17 protein-coding genes are annotated in these 16,144 nt (G+C 60.9%); 9 read left to right on the top strand and 8 right to left on the bottom strand.

Features of this window, described 5'->3' with window-relative positions; all coding sequences use genetic code 11:
* Positions 1 to 113 precede the first annotated feature (113 nt).
* Positions 114 to 584, top strand: coding sequence for an ankyrin repeat domain-containing protein (locus DDQ68_RS04410; RefSeq protein ID WP_162549830.1), 471 nt, complete (start codon positions 114 to 116; stop codon positions 582 to 584).
* A 449-nt stretch (positions 585 to 1,033) separates the two neighbouring features.
* Here DDQ68_RS04410 and DDQ68_RS04405 read toward each other — a convergent pair whose 3' ends face one another.
* Together DDQ68_RS04405 and DDQ68_RS04400 are read right to left on the bottom strand one after the other, a co-directional pair.
* Positions 1,034 to 2,599 (bottom strand): tyrosine-type recombinase/integrase, encoded by a 1,566-nt coding sequence (locus DDQ68_RS04405; RefSeq protein ID WP_109655191.1) that lies wholly within the window; start codon positions 2,597 to 2,599, stop codon positions 1,034 to 1,036.
* 267 nt (positions 2,600 to 2,866) lie between these two features.
* The gene (locus DDQ68_RS04400; RefSeq protein ID WP_109655189.1) at positions 2,867 to 3,250 is read right to left on the bottom strand and encodes a hypothetical protein; all 384 of its coding nucleotides are present in this window, start codon (positions 3,248 to 3,250) and stop codon (positions 2,867 to 2,869) included.
* A gap of 632 nt (positions 3,251 to 3,882) precedes the next feature.
* Here DDQ68_RS04400 and DDQ68_RS04395 point away from each other — a divergent pair.
* On the top strand, positions 3,883 to 4,317 hold the full coding sequence (locus tag DDQ68_RS04395) for a hypothetical protein (RefSeq protein WP_162549829.1): 435 nt from the start codon (positions 3,883 to 3,885) through the stop codon (positions 4,315 to 4,317).
* Here the strand turns inward: DDQ68_RS04395 and DDQ68_RS04390 are convergent.
* Positions 4,314 to 4,481, bottom strand: coding sequence for a DUF2256 domain-containing protein (locus DDQ68_RS04390; RefSeq protein WP_109655185.1), 168 nt, complete (start codon positions 4,479 to 4,481; stop codon positions 4,314 to 4,316). The two genes, DDQ68_RS04395 and DDQ68_RS04390, sit on opposite strands and share 4 nt — an antisense overlap.
* 75 nt (positions 4,482 to 4,556) lie before the next feature.
* Here DDQ68_RS04390 and DDQ68_RS04385 point away from each other — a divergent pair, with 75 nt between their 5' ends.
* Positions 4,557 to 5,315 (top strand): class I SAM-dependent methyltransferase, encoded by a 759-nt coding sequence (locus DDQ68_RS04385; RefSeq protein ID WP_109655183.1) that lies wholly within the window; start codon positions 4,557 to 4,559, stop codon positions 5,313 to 5,315.
* A 72-nt stretch (positions 5,316 to 5,387) separates the two neighbouring features.
* Positions 5,388 to 5,855, top strand: a complete 468-nt coding sequence (locus tag DDQ68_RS04380) for a thioesterase family protein (protein WP_109655181.1) — start codon at positions 5,388 to 5,390, stop codon at positions 5,853 to 5,855.
* Here the strand turns inward: DDQ68_RS04380 and DDQ68_RS04375 are convergent.
* The gene (locus DDQ68_RS04375) at positions 5,852 to 6,418 is read right to left on the bottom strand and encodes a DinB family protein (protein WP_109655179.1); all 567 of its coding nucleotides are present in this window, start codon (positions 6,416 to 6,418) and stop codon (positions 5,852 to 5,854) included. The two genes, DDQ68_RS04380 and DDQ68_RS04375, sit on opposite strands and share 4 nt — an antisense overlap.
* Positions 6,419 to 6,523: 105 nt before the next feature.
* Here DDQ68_RS04375 and DDQ68_RS04370 point away from each other — a divergent pair, with 105 nt between their 5' ends.
* Complete coding sequence (locus DDQ68_RS04370; RefSeq protein ID WP_162549828.1) at positions 6,524 to 7,918, top strand: hypothetical protein; 1,395 nt, start codon at positions 6,524 to 6,526, stop codon at positions 7,916 to 7,918.
* 160 nt (positions 7,919 to 8,078) lie between these two features.
* Here the strand turns inward: DDQ68_RS04370 and DDQ68_RS04365 are convergent, their stop codons facing one another.
* Together DDQ68_RS04365 and DDQ68_RS22530 are read right to left on the bottom strand one after the other, a co-directional pair.
* The gene (locus DDQ68_RS04365; protein ID WP_109655176.1) at positions 8,079 to 9,062 is read right to left on the bottom strand and encodes a pyruvate dehydrogenase complex E1 component subunit beta; all 984 of its coding nucleotides are present in this window, start codon (positions 9,060 to 9,062) and stop codon (positions 8,079 to 8,081) included.
* Positions 9,063 to 9,073: 11 nt separating this feature from the next.
* Positions 9,074 to 9,463: a hypothetical protein gene (locus DDQ68_RS22530; protein ID WP_162549827.1), complete on the bottom strand. Its 390-nt coding sequence runs from the start codon at positions 9,461 to 9,463 to the stop codon at positions 9,074 to 9,076.
* A 95-nt stretch (positions 9,464 to 9,558) separates the two neighbouring features.
* Between DDQ68_RS22530 and DDQ68_RS04360 the strand changes: the two genes are divergently transcribed.
* The gene (locus DDQ68_RS04360) at positions 9,559 to 10,572 is read left to right on the top strand and encodes an IS701 family transposase (RefSeq protein ID WP_109655174.1); all 1,014 of its coding nucleotides are present in this window, start codon (positions 9,559 to 9,561) and stop codon (positions 10,570 to 10,572) included.
* Between the two features lie 3 nt (positions 10,573 to 10,575).
* Here the strand turns inward: DDQ68_RS04360 and DDQ68_RS04355 are convergent, their stop codons facing one another.
* Both DDQ68_RS04355 and DDQ68_RS04350 read right to left on the bottom strand, forming a co-directional pair.
* Positions 10,576 to 11,283, bottom strand: a complete 708-nt coding sequence (locus tag DDQ68_RS04355; protein ID WP_109655173.1) for a hypothetical protein — start codon at positions 11,281 to 11,283, stop codon at positions 10,576 to 10,578.
* 95 nt (positions 11,284 to 11,378) lie between these two features.
* Positions 11,379 to 13,202, bottom strand: coding sequence for a tetratricopeptide repeat protein (locus DDQ68_RS04350; protein ID WP_109655171.1), 1,824 nt, complete (start codon positions 13,200 to 13,202; stop codon positions 11,379 to 11,381).
* Between the two features lie 150 nt (positions 13,203 to 13,352).
* On the opposite strand from DDQ68_RS04350, the gene DDQ68_RS04345 reads away from it, so the two are divergent.
* The 3 genes from DDQ68_RS04345 to DDQ68_RS04335 all read left to right on the top strand — a co-directional run bounded on the left by DDQ68_RS04345 (position 13,353) and on the right by DDQ68_RS04335 (position 16,134).
* Complete coding sequence (locus DDQ68_RS04345; protein WP_109655169.1) at positions 13,353 to 13,571, top strand: PspC domain-containing protein; 219 nt, start codon at positions 13,353 to 13,355, stop codon at positions 13,569 to 13,571.
* A 56-nt stretch (positions 13,572 to 13,627) separates the two neighbouring features.
* A complete protein-coding gene (locus tag DDQ68_RS04340) occupies positions 13,628 to 14,689 on the top strand; it encodes a potassium channel family protein (RefSeq protein ID WP_109655167.1) in 1,062 nt (353 codons plus the stop codon).
* Between the two features lie 269 nt (positions 14,690 to 14,958).
* Positions 14,959 to 16,134, top strand: coding sequence for a glycosyltransferase family 4 protein (locus tag DDQ68_RS04335; RefSeq protein ID WP_109655166.1), 1,176 nt, complete (start codon positions 14,959 to 14,961; stop codon positions 16,132 to 16,134).
* The last annotated feature ends 10 nt before the right edge of the window (positions 16,135 to 16,144 follow it).

Raw genomic sequence — 16,144 nt, 5'->3', positions numbered from 1 at the left:
CTGTCGCTATCCTGCTCCACAGGGAGTCGATAGTGACTTCAAGGCGGTGATTCGGTTTAATCACCGTATATGCCTGCCAGTCGGCTGAACGGGTGGCGGTTGATAAAGCCTACTTGACCGCCTGCCGGGTCGCGCCACCCAAAAAAGATGATGGACAGTCGGGGCTGCAAGTAGCGTTCAAAGCCGGGCAGTTCGCCGTTGCGGAACTACTCATCGAGCAGGGGGCTGACGTAAACTTCCAGGAAACCTCTGCCGTCAATGCGTGGACCGCCCCGGTCTTGCACGACGCCATTCGAGCAGCCTTGTTCAGCACGTGGTCGCTTCAGCCCGACACGAACACCTTCGACCAGGCGCTTGCCGCGCTGCGGTTACTCCTGGCACGCGGCGCGAGCCCCCAGGCGCAGGACTCCTATGGTAACGCGGGGCTGCCCCGGGGGGTATTGGATGCCAGGCAAGTGCTGGAACACCCCCAGGCAGCCGTCAAGCAACCGGTGCTGCTGCAACAGGTCCGGCTGGTCTTTGCCACCCTGCTCGCCGCGGGGGCGGAGGGCTACCGGTTGCATTGCCCGTCCACAAGGCAGTAGAACGAGCTCACGAGCCACATCAGGTGCTACTTCACCTGTTGCAAATAAAGCAGCGTTGTGCGGTAGGGGCGACTAGGCGTGTAGGCGGTGGTCCAAAGCAGGATGATACCGGACCTTTAGTTTGTTAATTAAGTCAGCTTAAAAACACGTCAGGAAAGCTGGAAGGACGAATATTCAGACATCATAAATTGAGTGAAATACCGAAATCATCTCGCTTTGGACCACCGCCGGCGTGTACTTGTCGTTGATGAGGAAGTAGCCGCCTTTGTATGCCACAATCCCCTCCCAGTTTTAGCCCCGGTACCATTCGGAAAATTTCCAAAGCGGTCGCCAGGTAAACTGCTTGTCCTTTAATTTGATGGCGAGAAGCCGGGCGTAGTTTCCATACCATTCCTTGGTTTGAATAAGCTTCGCATTGGCGAAGTCACGGGCGTTACAAAGGCTTAACTTTAGGCTTCTAGCTGCAAGGGTACTGGGACTTGAGGGTAGTTGGTGAAGCCGAATACGTTCACCATGTTCTTCTTGATATTCCTACGCTTGTCCGCGTACACCATCAGGGTCGTCACGTTGATATGCCCCGTCATTTGCATGATGTTATTGAGCGGGACGTTTGCATCCAAACACAAGTTGATGAATGTTCTTCTGCCGCTGTGACTGGTGATGAGGTTGGCGCGGGTGTCGGTGGTCTTGACTTCTTCGCTGCCGCAATATTGGACGATGGTGTCCATCGTTTGGAAGGAAGGGAACACGTACTGGTGGTTGGGGTACTGGTAATTCAAGACTTCTTTCACGCGTTCATTGATCAGCGTGTCGTCAATGCAGCAGTTGGCGGGGAAGTCGTATTGATACTTTTCCAGCACGTAAGCGCTTATGCTGTTGATGGGGATGACTGCCTTGATGTTGTGCTTTTTGGTCTTGCGCGCCGTGACCAGGATGCTGCCGTGCTGGACTACCCCGGGGACAACCTTCTTCAGGTCCGATACCCGTAGGGATGTTGCGCATAGAAACAAGAACATGTCCATTGCCTGTTCGTGGGTTCTGCGCTGGTAATCGCGAAACCGGAATAGCTGTAACAATTCGTCGGCTTCCAGGGCGACCACGTTGCCATCGCTAATTGGTTGTTCAAAAGAATAACGCTTGTGGCTATCGGTCAAGATGCAGTCCACCGGCAACAATTCGGGGCGCAACTTGAAGTAGTTCAGCACGGTCTTAATCTTGGTGATGTAGTTGGTAACCGTGCCGTTCAAGCGGGGGGTACCTTCATCAAAGCGGATAAAGGCACCCCGTGCCATCTTCCCCGTCACGGGGTTCGGCACCATATGGTGAATAGAGCGGAAGGAATTAGTTGTGGTCAACCACGTTTCAAACCTGGTCAGCCAGTCTTCCCCCACGTCCTGAATCCGTGCGTTGGCATCAAAGCGGGTAACGGTGGTGATAAAGGCTCTGAACGTGCGCTGGGTGGTATCGGCTACCATCTTGGTCTTGTTGCGTTCCAGGTACCGGTCCAGGAAGGTCACCAACCTATCGTCTTGGTACAGGTGGTGTTCCTTCTGCATGTTGACCATTGCCTTCCGCTTGGCAACTATTTGCGCTTCTAGCTCCGCAATTTCATCCTGTAGGCTAGGAATCAGGACTACCGTATCAATCTTTCGTACCTGTTCCTTCTTGGCTGCCTTCCGCTTGATCACGGCTTCATCTGCCACCCCCGCTGCTTGCGCTTCTGCCAGCAACCGAGTGTATTCCCGGTTGATGCGCTGTTCGGTCACGTCCCCGGTGGCTAGCAGGATGGCAGTGGCTTGCTTAAGCAGGTCTTGGGCTTGTTCGATTTTCTGGTTGATACCGATGTGGTCGGCGTGGGTGTTCTTCACGTAGCCGTTCTTCATCAGATGGACCGGTGCGACAACCCCAAGGACTTTAGTGCGGTACTTCAGCCCCCGGAATGACCACCGCACGGATAGGTTGTCCCCGCGCAAAAAGGGGGTGATGGTAGCTTCAGTTGCTACAGGACGTGCCATTGAGGGGAAGGGGTAGGGTGAAGAGGATGCTGGCAGGACGGGTCAGGTGTGTTGCCCCTTAAGTCCAGTACCCCTTATTAGAGTCCCGTACCCCCCGCTAACGTGGTGGTAAAGGTACCACTTCTGTATCCCATAACTCCCTTTTCGTATCCCATAACTCTAATAAATAGTGATTGAAGCGAATCAGGGCATATTATTTCTGTCAGGTGTTTTGGTTTAAAAAGGGACGGGGCCATGCCTCGTCCTTTTTTCATGCCCAATGGGGCCTTAGTGCACCACGCGCAGCTCGTAGCCAGCGGGCGGGCCGGGCACCGCCCAGGCCCCCACGCGGCTGGGCCCGTAGCCTAGGTTTACCTTCACCCAGGCATCGCGGATGGGCAGTATTTCAATGATTTCGTGGCGGAGGCGGACGAGGTCGTCGTGCAGGGTTTGATGCTGCTGCCGGCGCTCGTCGGCGGCCTGGTCGTAGCTGCCGGTGGCGGAGCGCTGCTCAAACGTTTCGGCCGTCTGGGCGCGGTTGGCCGCTTGCCGCGGCGCGTCGGTAGTACCCAGTCGGGCCTTGCGCAGGGCCTCTTCGGCCCGCAGGTAGGCCTTTACTTTTTCTTCAAGCGGTTCGAGGGCGGGGGCGAGGTAATCGAGATTGGAAGCCATGGGATGGAGGAAATGGAGGCTAAACATACGCCACAGTGGGCGCGGCCGTTGGCGCACCGGGCGGGCTAGGCGCAGCATTTGGGGGTCCGCCTAGGTACTTGAGGGGCCGGACGGGGGCGTTGCGACCGGTTGCTGGCCTCACAATAAATGCTGATTTAAACCATAATAATACAAATGCGAACAAAGTGTGATGATATGCATAGATGGGGTATAATAGATTTTATTTTATTGTAATATGGTACGAATGAATAGAGTTGCCTATTGGTAAAAGATTAAAATTATTGCTCTTAAGCCTTAATTAATTGTAATTATACAAGCTGAATTAACGATGAATTTATAATATAATTTGATGATTAAAAAATTATAAATCAATACTATGGATAAAAAATGAATGATATTTCCTGTCGTTTGCCTCTGCTTTTGTAAGCAAATAAGGTAGATTTGTAGCATTAGCATTAGTAGTCAAAATTTTATTAGGTGCGCACACTTATTTATTTTATTTGAGCTTTCTTTGTGACGGAATAAACGGTTTTAATCGATAAATATTATCGCAATAAAATCATATTATTTTTAATGTCCTTACTCCATTTTTACTATCAAAATTGTATTTGGCCGTTTATTTTTTGTACTTGATGGAACTACAACTACTGCACGAAACCCCCAACCTTTCCGTTTTTTACGACTCGGCCAACGAGTGGCTGTTCGTTGACTGGCGCGGGGACTTGACCCTGGCTCTGGTGCAGGACAACTGCGTGGCCATGGCGCAGCACTTGTTGGACGTGCGCTACGCGCGCATTCTCAACGGTAACGTGGGCGTGACCGGCATGGCGTCCAACGTACCCGCGTGGCTCGCCCGCGAGTTTTTGCCCTACCTGCGGCTGGTAGGCGTGCAACAGGTGGCCTGGGTGCACTCGCCTAACCTGCGCGTGAAGTGTTATACCGACGCGGCCCTGCATGGCCTGGACGCCCCGTCGGTGTACGTATTTGACGACTTGGAATCGGCCGTGTCGTGGCTGCGTACCACGCACCGCCTGCCCATCTTTTCGGCGGGGGCTATGGTGGCCTAGACGCTGGCGGGGCCCGGCTTGGGCTTGTTGCGCTGGCACTTTTCGCCGCAGTATTTTACTTCTTCCCAGCAGTTACGCCACTTTTTACGGTACTCGAAGGGGCGGCCGCAGGTGGCGCAGATTTTGGTGGGCAACTGGCCTTTGCGGAGCTTATCGGGGAGCATGAGCGGGGGAAACGAACGGGCGTGCCCGTGCAACGCGCGGCGGGGCCCCGAAGTTTTGGTTACTTTTCGGGCCTGATGACTACCCTCACCGCTCCCGACCTGCTGGGCCAAGCCCTGCTCGACTACCAACGCGGCCGCACCACGGCCGCCCTCACCGTACACTGCAACGCGGCCGACGACGAGCCGCTGCCCGCCGCCTATTTTTTCCGCACCCTGCTGCAAATGCCCGTCCTGGAGCGCCGCGCCCTCGATGAGTGCCGCGGCCGCGTGCTGGACGTGGGCGCTGGCGCCGGCTGCCACGCCCTGGAGCTGCAAAGCCGCGGCTTTGAGGTGAAGGCCGTGGACGTGTCGGCCGGGGCGGTGGAGGTGATGGGGGCCCGCGGCGTGCGTACCGCGGCCCGCCACGACCTGTTTGCTCCGCTGCCGGCCGGCGAGCGGCCCTACGACACCATTTTACTGCTCATGAACGGCCTGGGGCTGGCGGGCACGCTCGACGGGCTCGACCGCTTTCTGGTTCACGCCCGCACGCTGCTGGCCCCCGACGGCCAGATCCTGGCCACGTCGTCCGACGTGAGCTACCTCTACGAGGACGAGGAAGGGGCTCTGGTGCTGGACCTGAACGGGCCCTACTACGGCGAGGTGGAGTACACCTGGTCGTATAAAAAGCAAACTGGCGAACCGTTTCCGTGGCTGTTTATCGATGCCGCCCTGCTGAACGATGCCGCCGCCACCGCCGGCTACCAGGCTGATTTCCTCGACGAGGAAGAGGACGGGCAGTACTTGGTTCGGCTCGTGCCCGTGGGCCTGGCCGAGGCCGCCAACCAAGCCATTTAAATATTCCTGTCCTGCCCGCTGGGCGGCCCCGTGGGGCCCCAACGGGCGGGAAGCCATCCGCTTTTTCCCGCCATGCCCGTCGAAAATCCCGCCGAAAACCCCGTCGAAAACGCCATCACTTACCGCACCCGCTGGGCCGATATGGATCCCAACGGCCATATGCGCCACTCTGCCTATGCCGATTATGCCGCCGACCAGCGCGTGGCGGTGCTGGCCCGCTGGGGCTTTGGCGTGGCCCGGTTCGCGCAGCTGCGCCTGGGGCCCATCCTGTTCCGCGAGGAAACCAAATTCCTGAAAGAAATCGGCATCGGCGAGGAAATCCGCGTCGATGGCCACTTGGCGTCGGTGACGCCCGACGGCGGGCGCTGGACCATTGTGCACACCATTTACAAAGCCGACGGCCGGGTGGCCGCCACCGTGACCGTGGACGGCGCCTGGATTGACCTCGACCGCCGCAAGCTGGCCGTGCCGCCGCCCGAGCTGGCCGCGGCCTTCGCCGCCATGCCGCCCTACGTGGCGCCGGCTCCCCGCGCCAGCTAGCCGCGGGCCGCGACGGCCGGGGCCGCTTTGAGGGCCCGGGCGATGCGGTCAACTTGCTGCTGGTGGTGCAACAGGTGGTCGACCAAGTGGTCGAGTACTTGGTAGATGCTGAGCCGGCCCGCGCGCGGGTGCGGGTAGATGGCGCGGTCGAGCAGGCGGCCGGGGTACTCGTTCAGCAATTGTTCGAGGCGGCGGCGCGTGGCAGCCCACTCGGCCTGGAGGGCCGGCAGCGCGGGCACGGGGGGAGTGTGGGTGAGCTCGGCTACTCCGCGCGGGGCCCGAAACCGCAGGCCGGGCAGGCGCAAGAGTAAGTTCACCAGCAGAATGCGGGCCCGCGTGAGCAGGCTGGGCTTGGTCAGTTGCTCGGCGGCAAGCAGTTTTTTCTGTATATAGCCGGCAATGCTGTTTTCGACCAGCAGCAGGTGATGCACGACCTGCGTGGCGGCCCACTCCCCGGGGGCGGGGGCCCGGGTGGCGCCGGGGCCCAGGGCCTCGGTGGCGGCCAGCAGGTACTGGGTAGCCCGCTCAAGCTGTTCGAATTTGAGGTGCAAGCGGTGATTCATGGCCGAGGCGTGGGAAAGGGTGCGGGGGGCGCGGCCCTTAGCTACGCAATTTTAGGGCCGCAACCGGTAGCTTTGGCCACTGTGAGCCCCGTATTTTTTCGCCGTATGCCGGCCGCCGCGGCGCGGGCCCTGGCGCAGCCCTGGCCGTGGCCGTGGCGGTGCGCTGTGGTGCTGGCCCTCTACGCCGCCTACTTGCCCCTAAGCGGGGCCGACCGACTGCCGTTCGATGCGGGCGAATACTGGGGTTTGGCGGCCACGTTTTTCAAGCCGGGCCTGCGCTTTTCGCTGCTGCACTACTCCGTGATGCTGCGCGGCTACCTGGGGCCCCTGTTGCTGGTGCCGGTGCGAGCGCTGTGCTACGCCACGGGCTGGCCGGCCTTGGCCGGGGCCCAACTGATGGGGTTGGGCTGGGCCGTGCTGCTGTTTGGGGTGGCGGGGCCGGCGGCGTGGGCAGCGGCCACGGGCCGGGCGCTGCACGGCGGGGCCTGGCTACTGGTGGTGGCGCTGGGGTTTGCGTTTTGGCGCGGCCACTTCAATTATTCGCTGCAAGACGCGCCCGCGCTCACCCTGCTGCTGTTGGCGCTGGCCGCCGGGGCCCGGCCCGGGTGGCGCTGGGCGGTGCTGGGCGGCCTGCTGCTGGCGGCGGCCATCAACCTGCGGCCCGTGTACGTGGCCTGCGCGCCGGGCGCGGCGGGGTGGCTGTGGTGGCACACGTGCGGCCTGGGCTGGGGCCCTGCGGCGCGGCGCTGGGCCGCGGTGGCGGCTGGGGCCGCGCTGGTGCTGGCGCCCCAGGTGGCCATCAATTACTGCCATTTTGGGAAGCTGACGCCCCTGGTGCTGGCCACCGACGATGGCCGCTTGCCCATCTACCTCAAGCAGCTAAACTGGGGCACCGCCTTCCAGCGCTACGAATCGAGCCTCGACCCCGCGCACTACGGGGGCGTAGCATTTGCCGACGCGGCCGGGGCCCGGCAGCTGCGGGCGGTGCCGGGCAGCATGTTCGGCAGCTACGCCGAGTACGTAGGATTTGTCGGGCGGCACCCGTTGGCCGTGGCCGGCCGCTGCGCTCGCCACTTGTTTAACGGACTCGACGTGTGGTACCCGACGCCTTACCCAAGCCACTTGCGCCCGTTGGGCCCCGGTCCCTGGCAGTTGCTGAACTACGCCGTGCTGGCCCTGGGGCTGGCGCACATACTGCGCCGCCGCCCGGGCCCCCACGCGGGCCCCCGGGGCCCCGGGGCCGGTTGGGCGGTACTGGCCCTGGGGCTGCCGGTGGCCCTGGCGCTGCCCACGCTGGTGGAGTGCCGCTACCTGCTGCCACTACACCTACTACTGCTCACTGCGGCCGCCGAGGGGGCTTGGTCCTGGCGGTGGTGGGCCGCGTCCCGGTGGCGGCAGGCGGTAGCTTTGGTGGTGCTGGCGGCGGTGCTGTGGGGCGGGTGGCAGCTGGCAGCGGCCACGGCCGCGCAGCTGCAGCCCGGCGACGTGCCTGCGTATTAGTTTTCTTTCTCAATGAAGCTGTTTAGGAAGTCAAGCGGATACCCGGTAAGCGTGACGTTCCGACGTATTTTGGACAACTTCCCGACTAATTTTGGTGCAAACGCGAAAAATCCCCGCTGGTATGACCAGCGGGGATTTTTCAAAAAAAATTCCCAGGGCCCTAAACTTTGGCGTAGGTCACTTCTTTCACCGCTTTCACCACGCGGGCCACGTTGGGCAGCGAGGCTTCGATGAGGGTGGGGGCATAGGGCAGGGGCACGTCGGCGCAGGTGATGCGCACCACCGGCGCGTCGAGGTGGTCGAAGGCGCGGCGCTGCACCACGTAGGCAATTTCGCCCGAGAGGCTGGCCAGGGGCCAGGCTTCTTCGACGACCACCAGGCGGTTGGTTTTCTTGACGGAGGCGATAACAGTGTCGTAGTCAATCGGCCGCACCGAGCGCAGGTCGATAACTTCGGCCTGGATGCCTTCCTTGGCCAACTCGTCGGCCGCGGTGTGGGCTATTTTCATCATTTTGCCGAACGAAACTATTGTCACGTCGGTACCCGGGCGGGTCACGTTAGCCTTGCCAATTTCGAGGATGTACTCTTCCTCCGGCACGTCGCCCTTGTCGCCGTACATCAGCTCCGACTCCATGAAAATCACCGGATCGGGGTCGCGGATGGCGGCTTTGAGCAGGCCCTTGGCATCATAGGGGGTGCTGGGCACCACCACTTTGAGGCCGGGGCAATTGGCGTACCAGTTCTCGAAGTTCTGCGAGTGCTGGCTGCTAAGCATCCCGGCGTTGCCGGTGGGGCCCCGGAACACGATGGGGCACGAAAACTGCCCGCCCGACATGGAATGCAGCTTGGCGGCCGAGTTAATCACCTGGTCGATGGCCACCAGTGAGAAGTTGAAGGTCATGAACTCGATGATGGGCAGCAGCCCGTTCATGGCCGCGCCCACGCCGATGCCGGCAAAGCCCAGCTCGGCAATCGGCGTGTCGATGATGCGGCCGGCGCCGAACTCGTCGAGCATGCCCTGGCTCACCTTGTAGGCGCCGTTGTACTCGGCTACTTCTTCGCCCATGAGGAACACGCGGGGGTCGCGGCGCATTTCCTCATTCATGGCCTCGCGCAAGGCCTCCCGGAATTGTATCTGACGCATGAAATGCTGGCTTAAAAAACGGCTTGGAACTGTTTAGCAAAGCTACGACAGCGCTTGGGATGGGCAAGGCGAGCCCGAAGCGGCCAAATGCAGTCCTTCCCTTGCTGCGAATGGATGTAATAAAAAAAGCCGCTTAAAGCGGCTTTAATACTCTTTAATAAGTAGGCTTGGTACCAAGCCTCGGCTTCTTGCGGATGTGACTGGGTGAACCATTCAAGTTCAGTTTTAGTCAAAGCGTACAACTTAAATACGCGCTCCGGCGAGGATTTACTCCGTAATAAAAAACTAAGCGCGGCCCTTACCTTAAAGTATCGCTCAGTAAGAGCGGATACCTCTAAGTCGTCCAATGGGTCGAAACCGCAGCGTGACACTTGAGCAGATGAAAAAGCAGGATGGTGCATGTGACTTGTACGCAGCTAATGCCCGTAAAGACAGGCTTCAAAAATTTGAATAGGACTTACGCAAAAGGCGTAATTTGGGCCAAAAACGACCTTTTATGTTAACTCAGCGCACCTACATTGACTTTTTGCTTCACACGCCGCGCAGCTATACGGGTACTCATCTGGCCGCCCATTTACCGGCGGTGAGCCATGACCAGGTGTATCGTTTTTTGCGGGACAATGACTTTTCAGCGAGTCAATTACGCGAGTTAGTGCAGCCCTTACTAAACGACTCACCCGAAGCCTTTTTGCTGGTGGACGACAGTGTGCAGGATAAGCGCTACAGTCGCTTCATTGAATTGGCGCAACGCCAGTATTCGGGCAACGTTCACGGACTGGTCACGGGCATCGGGCTGGTTAATTTAGTGCATAGTAGCGGCGAAGGTGGTGATTTTCTGCCTCTTGACTTCCGCGTGTATGCCCCTGGGCAAGACGGCCAGACGAAGAACGACCATTTCCAGGCCATGTTCAAGCAGGTCGTGGAGGAGGGAAAAATTCAGGCCCGAACCCTGCTCTTCGACAGTTGGTATGCCAGCAGCGAGAACCTGAAAGTGATTGAGCGGGCCAAGTGGACGTTTTTTACGACCTTGAAAAGCAATCGGTTAGTGAGCGTAAGTAAAGAAACGGGCTACCAGTCTCTGGACACGTTGGGTCCGCCGGTTGGGGGCTGGAGTCGGGGCGTAGAAGTGCGGCTGCAACAGGTGCCCTTTGGGGTCAAACGCTTCAAGCTGGTTGCCACAGACGGCCGCATTGAGTGGGGGATAACCAATAACTTAGCGGCTCATCTAAATCGGGAGATGGTGATTGATGCAGTACGGGTGCGCTGGCAGGTGGAAGAGTTTCACCGGAGTTTCAAGCAGTTAACGGGGTCCGAGAAGTGCCAGTGCCGCAAGGCACAGGCGCAGCGCAATCATCTAACCTGCTGTTATTTAGCCTGGGTTTCTCTGCAACAATACGCCCGCGCCATTGGCCGCACCATCTATCAAGCCGCCTGTTTGCCGTGGGCTGAATGGCTGCGGAAACAATTAAAAGATTCATCCATTCCTGTTTTACTACCTAATACTGCGTAAGTCCTATTGAATCTGAGCGGGGTTGCGCAAGTTCAGCACGCCTTCCCATTGCGTGCCAGCTAGCAATTTTTCGCCAAAAGGAAGGCGTGCCCAACTCTCAATTGGGAATGGCCCAACTGCTTGCTCACGAAAATTCGCCAAGTCTTCGCGGAGTTCCTGGATTGCTCCCGTATCATCGATACCTCGTTCGGCGGCAGTATCTAAAATGCGCTGTACTTCTGTCAGTTGAACAGCTGCGAAACCGTATCTGGCCCAAGCGTAGCCCCCGCCAGTCATGCCGGCCTGCACGGTCATTAAATCGACCTTAGCTTGCTTATATTGCTTATAACACGCTCCAATTAATCTGCGGGAAAGCCCTTGGCGCTGCAATCGGAGGGGAAGACTCATCTCTTCATGAGATGCCCGGCGTGGCGACTTGTGGTGCAGTGTGCGAATAAGAATTAATGGCTCCTCATCGTCCGGGTTGTCGTATTGGTGTTCAATGCGTAAATTACCACTTGGCATTACCTCGATTTTGATGGCCGTCCATTCAAAATTTCTCCCCAAAGCTACTGCTTCTAAAGTAGTTAATAGCTCGAACAGATCGAAGCCAGAAAATTGATTGGCCAGAAAAGATGCGATGTCCGTTGGGTTGGAGCCCCAAGTAACTCCCTTCTGTTTCCAAGTCTGATACAGCGCAAGCGGACCCTCGTAGTCGGGCGAAAACGGCATTTAGAAACAGGTTTTCTTAAAGCATGATTACAAGCTGCAAGTACACTACTGCCACTGGTATTTTTACCCGATAAAATCGCATCGTTGGCCGCGCTTTACTTCAGCGCCTCGCGGAAGGCGTCGCCCTGGGCGTAGTCCTGAAATTCCAAATCCTCGACGGCCTGGGTGGCCAAGGCATGGTCGGCGGCTATGGCTTGGTGCAGGTAAGTGGCGAGCTGGGCCTCGTCGTGGCGGCGGGCGGCCACCACGGCCAGGCCGTAGAGGGCCGACGGGGCCCCGGGGCGCCGCGCCAGGGCCTGGCGGTACTGGGCCTCGGCGAGGTCGTAGCCGCCTTTTTGCACGTAAACCAGGGCCGTATTCATATCGTTCTGGTACGAGGGGCCCGCGAAGCGCAGCGTGCGCAGGGCCTCGTCGGGCTGCCCAATTTCAATTTCCAGGGCCGCTTTGTCGGAAATAATTTTGCGCAGCAGGGCCCGGTCGCCGCCCAGCTTGATGGCGTAGTCGTAGTTCTGGAGGGCTTCGAGGCGGTCGCCGGCGCGGTGGTAGGCCGTGGCGGCGTGGTAAAATAGCTCGGCCGTGGGGTTGCGGTGCGCGGCCAGGGTAAAGTTGGTGGCCGCCCGGCGCTGGTAGGCGCGGGCCACCTTGGGGTTTTCTTCCTTTTCGGAGCGTAGCAGCAGCACCACGCCCAGGTTGTGGTAGGCTTCCCAGCGGCCCTCGGCGGCGCTGGCCACTTCATAAATGCGCTGTTTCTCAGCCAGCAGCGGCGTGAGGGTGGCCGAGTAGCGCAGCTCCTCGGGCGTGAGGGCGTCGAGCTCGGCCTGCTTGGCCACAATTTTCTTCGACAATAAATACACCTCCGAGTTGTAGCGCGCCGGGGCCGTGAAGGTGACGGCCACCGTGCCCACGCGCAGCACCGGGTAAATGTACTGCTCCACGTACTCGAAGGATTGCAGCCGGTGCAGAGCCTTTTCCTTGGCCACGTAGCCGCCGCGCGTGTCGTTGATGATGGCGATAATCGAGTCCTGGTCGGCGGGCTTGAGGGCCGACTGCGTGACCTTGTTCAGGAATAAGTCCCAGCGGCGGCGGTAGGCCAGGGTGTCGAATTTGATGTCGGCCACTTTGTTGAGGTACGAAAACCCTTCGACGCGCTTCTTATAGTAATAGAGCAGCATTTTGACGCGCTTGCTGGCCAGGGCCGGGTTGTGGGCATCGAGTGAATCGGGCGAGTGGCCGGCGGTGATGAGCACGCGTTGGGTGCGCTGGCTGGCGTCAATCAGGTCTTCCAGCGCCGCCACGTTGGTGCCCAAAAACGAGCGAATAAACCAGGCCCCGTCGTCGAAGAAAAACGGCAGAATGCGCGTGCCGCCGACCTGGTTGGTAACGCTCTCGGGCAGCAGGGCCAGGGCCGTGTCCTCGCGCACCACGCGGCGGGCGGGGTCGGCGATGCCGCGGGCCAGGTGCACGTCGGCGGGGCCCCGCAATACCTGGCCGCCGCGCTTCAGCACGCGCACCTGGGGGCGGGCCAGCAGCTCGCCGGGGCTGCGGCCGGGTGTGTTGGGCAGGCTGAATGCCTTGCGGGCCACCAGCAGGCCCTTGTGCTCGTCGTCGTACACGTAGTCGCCCACCACGAACGATACGCGGCCCAGCGTGTCGTCGCGCAGGCCGTGGTCGTAGCGGTAGCGGAGCAGCAGCTCGTAGGCCACGCCCTTGCGCAGGTGGGCGGCGGGCACGCGGGCCGTTACCTCAAAGGGCACGGTTTCGCCCACGGCCGTGAGCGGGGCGGGGGTGGCCGTGGCCTGGCGGCCGGCCTCAGCGGCGCGCAGTACCTTGGGCAGCGGCGAGCAGCCCAGCAGCAGGGCCCCGGCGGCCAGCAGCGCGGCCGGGCGGGCTCTCGAAATTAAATTTGAAATAATACGCAACAGAATGTGGCTTAAGCGAGCCCCCTAAACGTACAAGGGGCCAAAAAGATAGGGCTTGAGTGCGCAAAGCTACCCGGTACAGTTGGGCCGGTCCCGTTTGCGTTGTATCTTGGCCCAGCCCGGGGCCCTTTCCAACCTACATCCTCTGCCATGAAAACCTTCACCGATTACCTTGAAGCGCAGTCGTTTGGCCTGTGTTCGGCCGTGGGCCAGCGGTGGGGCTTCAGCACCCGCAGCATCCGCCTTTCGTTCGTGTACGCCTCGTTTTTTACGTTTGGCTCGCCCGTCGTGCTCTATTTAGCGGGTGTGTTTTGGATGAACGCGCGCCGCGCCTGGCGCCAGCAGCGTAGCACTGTGTGGGACCTCTAAGGGCCCGCTGGGCGTAGCTTTGGTGCCCTTGCCGCCATCCCGCTCCCTTTTCGTGCATGTTTAAGCGCCTCAACCTGGGCCGTCTACGGCTGGCATTCGTGCTCACGCTCGTTAGCCTGAGCGCGGGGCTGACAGGGTTCCGCCTCATCGAGCACCTGAGCTGGGCCGACGCGTTTTACATGACCATCACCACCATTGCCACGGTGGGCTACGGCGAGGTACACCCGTTTTCGGAGGCTGGACGCATCTTTGTGTCGTTTTACATCCTCTTCAACCTAGTGATGGTGGCCTACCTGGTGTCGGTGTTCACCACGTTTTTGTTTACCGGCGAGCTGCGCAACCTGTTTAAAATGTACCGGATCGACCAAAAAATCCAACGCTTTAGTGGGCACATCATCCTCTGCGGCTTTGGGGCCAACGGTCGGCGCGCCTACCAGGAACTGCGCGCCAACGGTGCGCGCATCGTGGTGATCGAGCAAAACGAGCAGCTGATGAAAGATATCAGCGACGGCAAAACCGGCGAAGACTACGATGGCTCGGGCGACGCGGGCGGCGTCATCGTCACGGTGTTCGGCGACGCCACCACCGATGTGGTGCTCGAGCAGGCCGGTGTGGTCCGGGCCTCGGCCCTCATCACGGTCCTGCCCAAAGACGCCGATAACGTGTTCGTGGCCCTCTCGGCCCGGGCCCTCAACCCGCGTCTCAAAATCATCGCCCGCGCCAAGCTCAAAACTTCCGAAAGTAAGCTCATTTCGGCCGGGGCCGACGCCGTGGTGATGCCCGACGAAATCGGTGGCTCGCACATGGCCAGGTTGGTAGTGCGCCCTGAAGTCATTCGCTTCCTGGATCTTATCTCGGGCCTCACTGCCGACAAGCTGCGCCTGGAGGAACTGAGCTACGAGCAGCTGCGCAAGGAAATGCGGGGCCAAAGCATCCGCGAGCTCGACGTGCGCTCGCGCACTGGGGCTACAGTCATCGGCCTGCGCCTGGCCGATGGCAGCTTCTCGGTGAGCCCCTCGGCCGACTACTGCCCCACCCCCGGCGACGTGCTGCTGCTGCTGGGCTCGGAGCAGCAAATCGAGAGCATGGAAGTGAACTTCCGCCAGCTGGGGCTGTAGGGGCACCGGCGCTGGTGGGGCCCCGGCCTGCTTGTCTGCGGGCTGGATTTTCCAGGATTGGAGCCCGTCGCGCTGGGTTTGCTCGGAGTAAATGAGTGGTTGCCCGCGACGACGGGGTTATCGGGGTGGGTGGACAGCCGGTGCGGGCGGGGCGGGGCCGTCAGGTAGCCAGCCGGCCCGGGGCCCCAACGGGGTCCCGGGGGCGGCTAAACCCGCTTCCTTCGCGGCGCAGGTGGCGGCCGCCAGTATTTTTTCGTTGCTTTTCTTTCATGCACATCGCCGTCACTACGCGCTTTTTGCTGCCCGGCAACCAGCTGGAGGGCCTGGGCCGCTACACGTTTGAAACGCTAAGCTGCCTGGTGCACCAGCACCCGGAGTGCACGTTTCACTTCCTCTTCGACCGGTTCTACGACCCGCGCTACCTGCTGGGGCCCAACGTGGTGCCCCATGTGCTGCGGCCCCCGGCGCGCCACCCTTTGCTAATCCTGGCCTGGTACGAGGGTGCCGTGGCCGGGTGGCTGCGGCGGCACCGCCCGGCCGTGCTGCTCTCGCCCGAATCCTTCACGGTGCTGGGCACGCGCGTGCCCCGCGTGCTGGTGCTGCACGACCTGGCCTACCTGCACCGTCCCCACGACGTGGGCCGCCTCATGCAGCGCTACTACGCGTACTTCCTGCCGCGCTTCGCCCGCGCCGCCGCGCAGCTGGTGGCCGTGTCGGAGGCTACCCGGCGCGACGTGGCCGAGCAGTTTGGCCTGCCCGCGGAATGCATTCGGGTGGCCTACAACGCGCCGGCCGCGCACTTCCGGCCGCAGCCGCCGGCGCAGCAAGCGGCCGTGCGGGCGCAATTCAGCGGGGGGCAGCCGTATTTCCTGTTCGTGGGTGCCCTGCAACCGCGCAAAAACCTGGAGAATTTGCTACGGGCGTTCGGTCTGTTTAAGGCCGCGGCGGCAGGGGAGGACCTGGCGGGGCCCGGGGCTAATATGCAGCTACTGGTGGTGGGCCGTGAGGCCTGGCGGGCCGGGCCCATTTTTGAGGCCTACCAGCAGTTGCCGCCGGCCGTGCGGGCCGCCGTGCGCTTCACGGGCCGCGTGGGCGAGGAGGAGCTGACGGGCCTGTACGCGGCCGCGTTGGCCACAGTGTATGTGCCTTTCTTTGAGGGGTTTGGCCTGCCCGTGGTGGAGGCCCAGGCCAGCGGCTGCCCGGTCATCACGTCCAACCTGTCGTCGCTGCCCGAGGTGGCGGGCGGTTCCGCCGGGGCCTTGCTCTGCGACCCGCACCAGCCGGCGGCTATTGCCAGGGCCCTGGCCCAGATTAGCCACGACGCGCCGCTGCGGGCGCGCCTGCGGGCCGCTGGCCTGGCTAACGTGGCCCGCTTTTCGTGGGTGCGCAGCGCCGAAGTGCTGTGGCAAGCCGTGCAGGCCGCCCTGGCGCCCGGCCCGGCGTAGGGAGGGCCCC

This window comes from Hymenobacter nivis (assembly GCF_003149515.1).
In the GTDB taxonomy this organism is placed as follows: Bacteria; Bacteroidota; Bacteroidia; order Cytophagales; family Hymenobacteraceae; genus Hymenobacter; species Hymenobacter nivis.
Note: the sequence above shows the minus strand (reverse complement) of the source record. Positions and strands in the feature narration are given on the sequence as shown.

Excerpts from the sequence above, each read along its gene's own strand:
- DDQ68_RS04405 (WP_109655191.1), bottom strand. The coding sequence starts at position 2,599 with ATGGCACGTCCTGTAGCAACTGAAGCTACCATCACCCCCTTTTTGCGC.
- DDQ68_RS04400 (WP_109655189.1), bottom strand. The coding sequence starts at position 3,250 with ATGGCTTCCAATCTCGATTACCTCGCCCCCGCCCTCGAACCGCTTGAA.
- DDQ68_RS04395 (WP_162549829.1), top strand. The coding sequence starts at position 3,883 with ATGGAACTACAACTACTGCACGAAACCCCCAACCTTTCCGTTTTTTAC.
- DDQ68_RS04390 (WP_109655185.1), bottom strand. The coding sequence starts at position 4,481 with ATGCTCCCCGATAAGCTCCGCAAAGGCCAGTTGCCCACCAAAATCTGC.
- DDQ68_RS04385 (WP_109655183.1), top strand. The coding sequence starts at position 4,557 with ATGACTACCCTCACCGCTCCCGACCTGCTGGGCCAAGCCCTGCTCGAC.
- DDQ68_RS04380 (WP_109655181.1), top strand. The coding sequence starts at position 5,388 with ATGCCCGTCGAAAATCCCGCCGAAAACCCCGTCGAAAACGCCATCACT.
- DDQ68_RS04375 (WP_109655179.1), bottom strand. The coding sequence starts at position 6,418 with ATGAATCACCGCTTGCACCTCAAATTCGAACAGCTTGAGCGGGCTACC.
- DDQ68_RS04370 (WP_162549828.1), top strand. The coding sequence starts at position 6,524 with ATGCCGGCCGCCGCGGCGCGGGCCCTGGCGCAGCCCTGGCCGTGGCCG.
- DDQ68_RS04365 (WP_109655176.1), bottom strand. The coding sequence starts at position 9,062 with ATGCGTCAGATACAATTCCGGGAGGCCTTGCGCGAGGCCATGAATGAG.
- DDQ68_RS22530 (WP_162549827.1), bottom strand. The coding sequence starts at position 9,463 with ATGCACCATCCTGCTTTTTCATCTGCTCAAGTGTCACGCTGCGGTTTC.
- DDQ68_RS04360 (WP_109655174.1), top strand. The coding sequence starts at position 9,559 with ATGTTAACTCAGCGCACCTACATTGACTTTTTGCTTCACACGCCGCGC.
- DDQ68_RS04355 (WP_109655173.1), bottom strand. The coding sequence starts at position 11,283 with ATGCCGTTTTCGCCCGACTACGAGGGTCCGCTTGCGCTGTATCAGACT.
- DDQ68_RS04345 (WP_109655169.1), top strand. The coding sequence starts at position 13,353 with ATGAAAACCTTCACCGATTACCTTGAAGCGCAGTCGTTTGGCCTGTGT.
- DDQ68_RS04340 (WP_109655167.1), top strand. The coding sequence starts at position 13,628 with ATGTTTAAGCGCCTCAACCTGGGCCGTCTACGGCTGGCATTCGTGCTC.
- DDQ68_RS04335 (WP_109655166.1), top strand. The coding sequence starts at position 14,959 with ATGCACATCGCCGTCACTACGCGCTTTTTGCTGCCCGGCAACCAGCTG.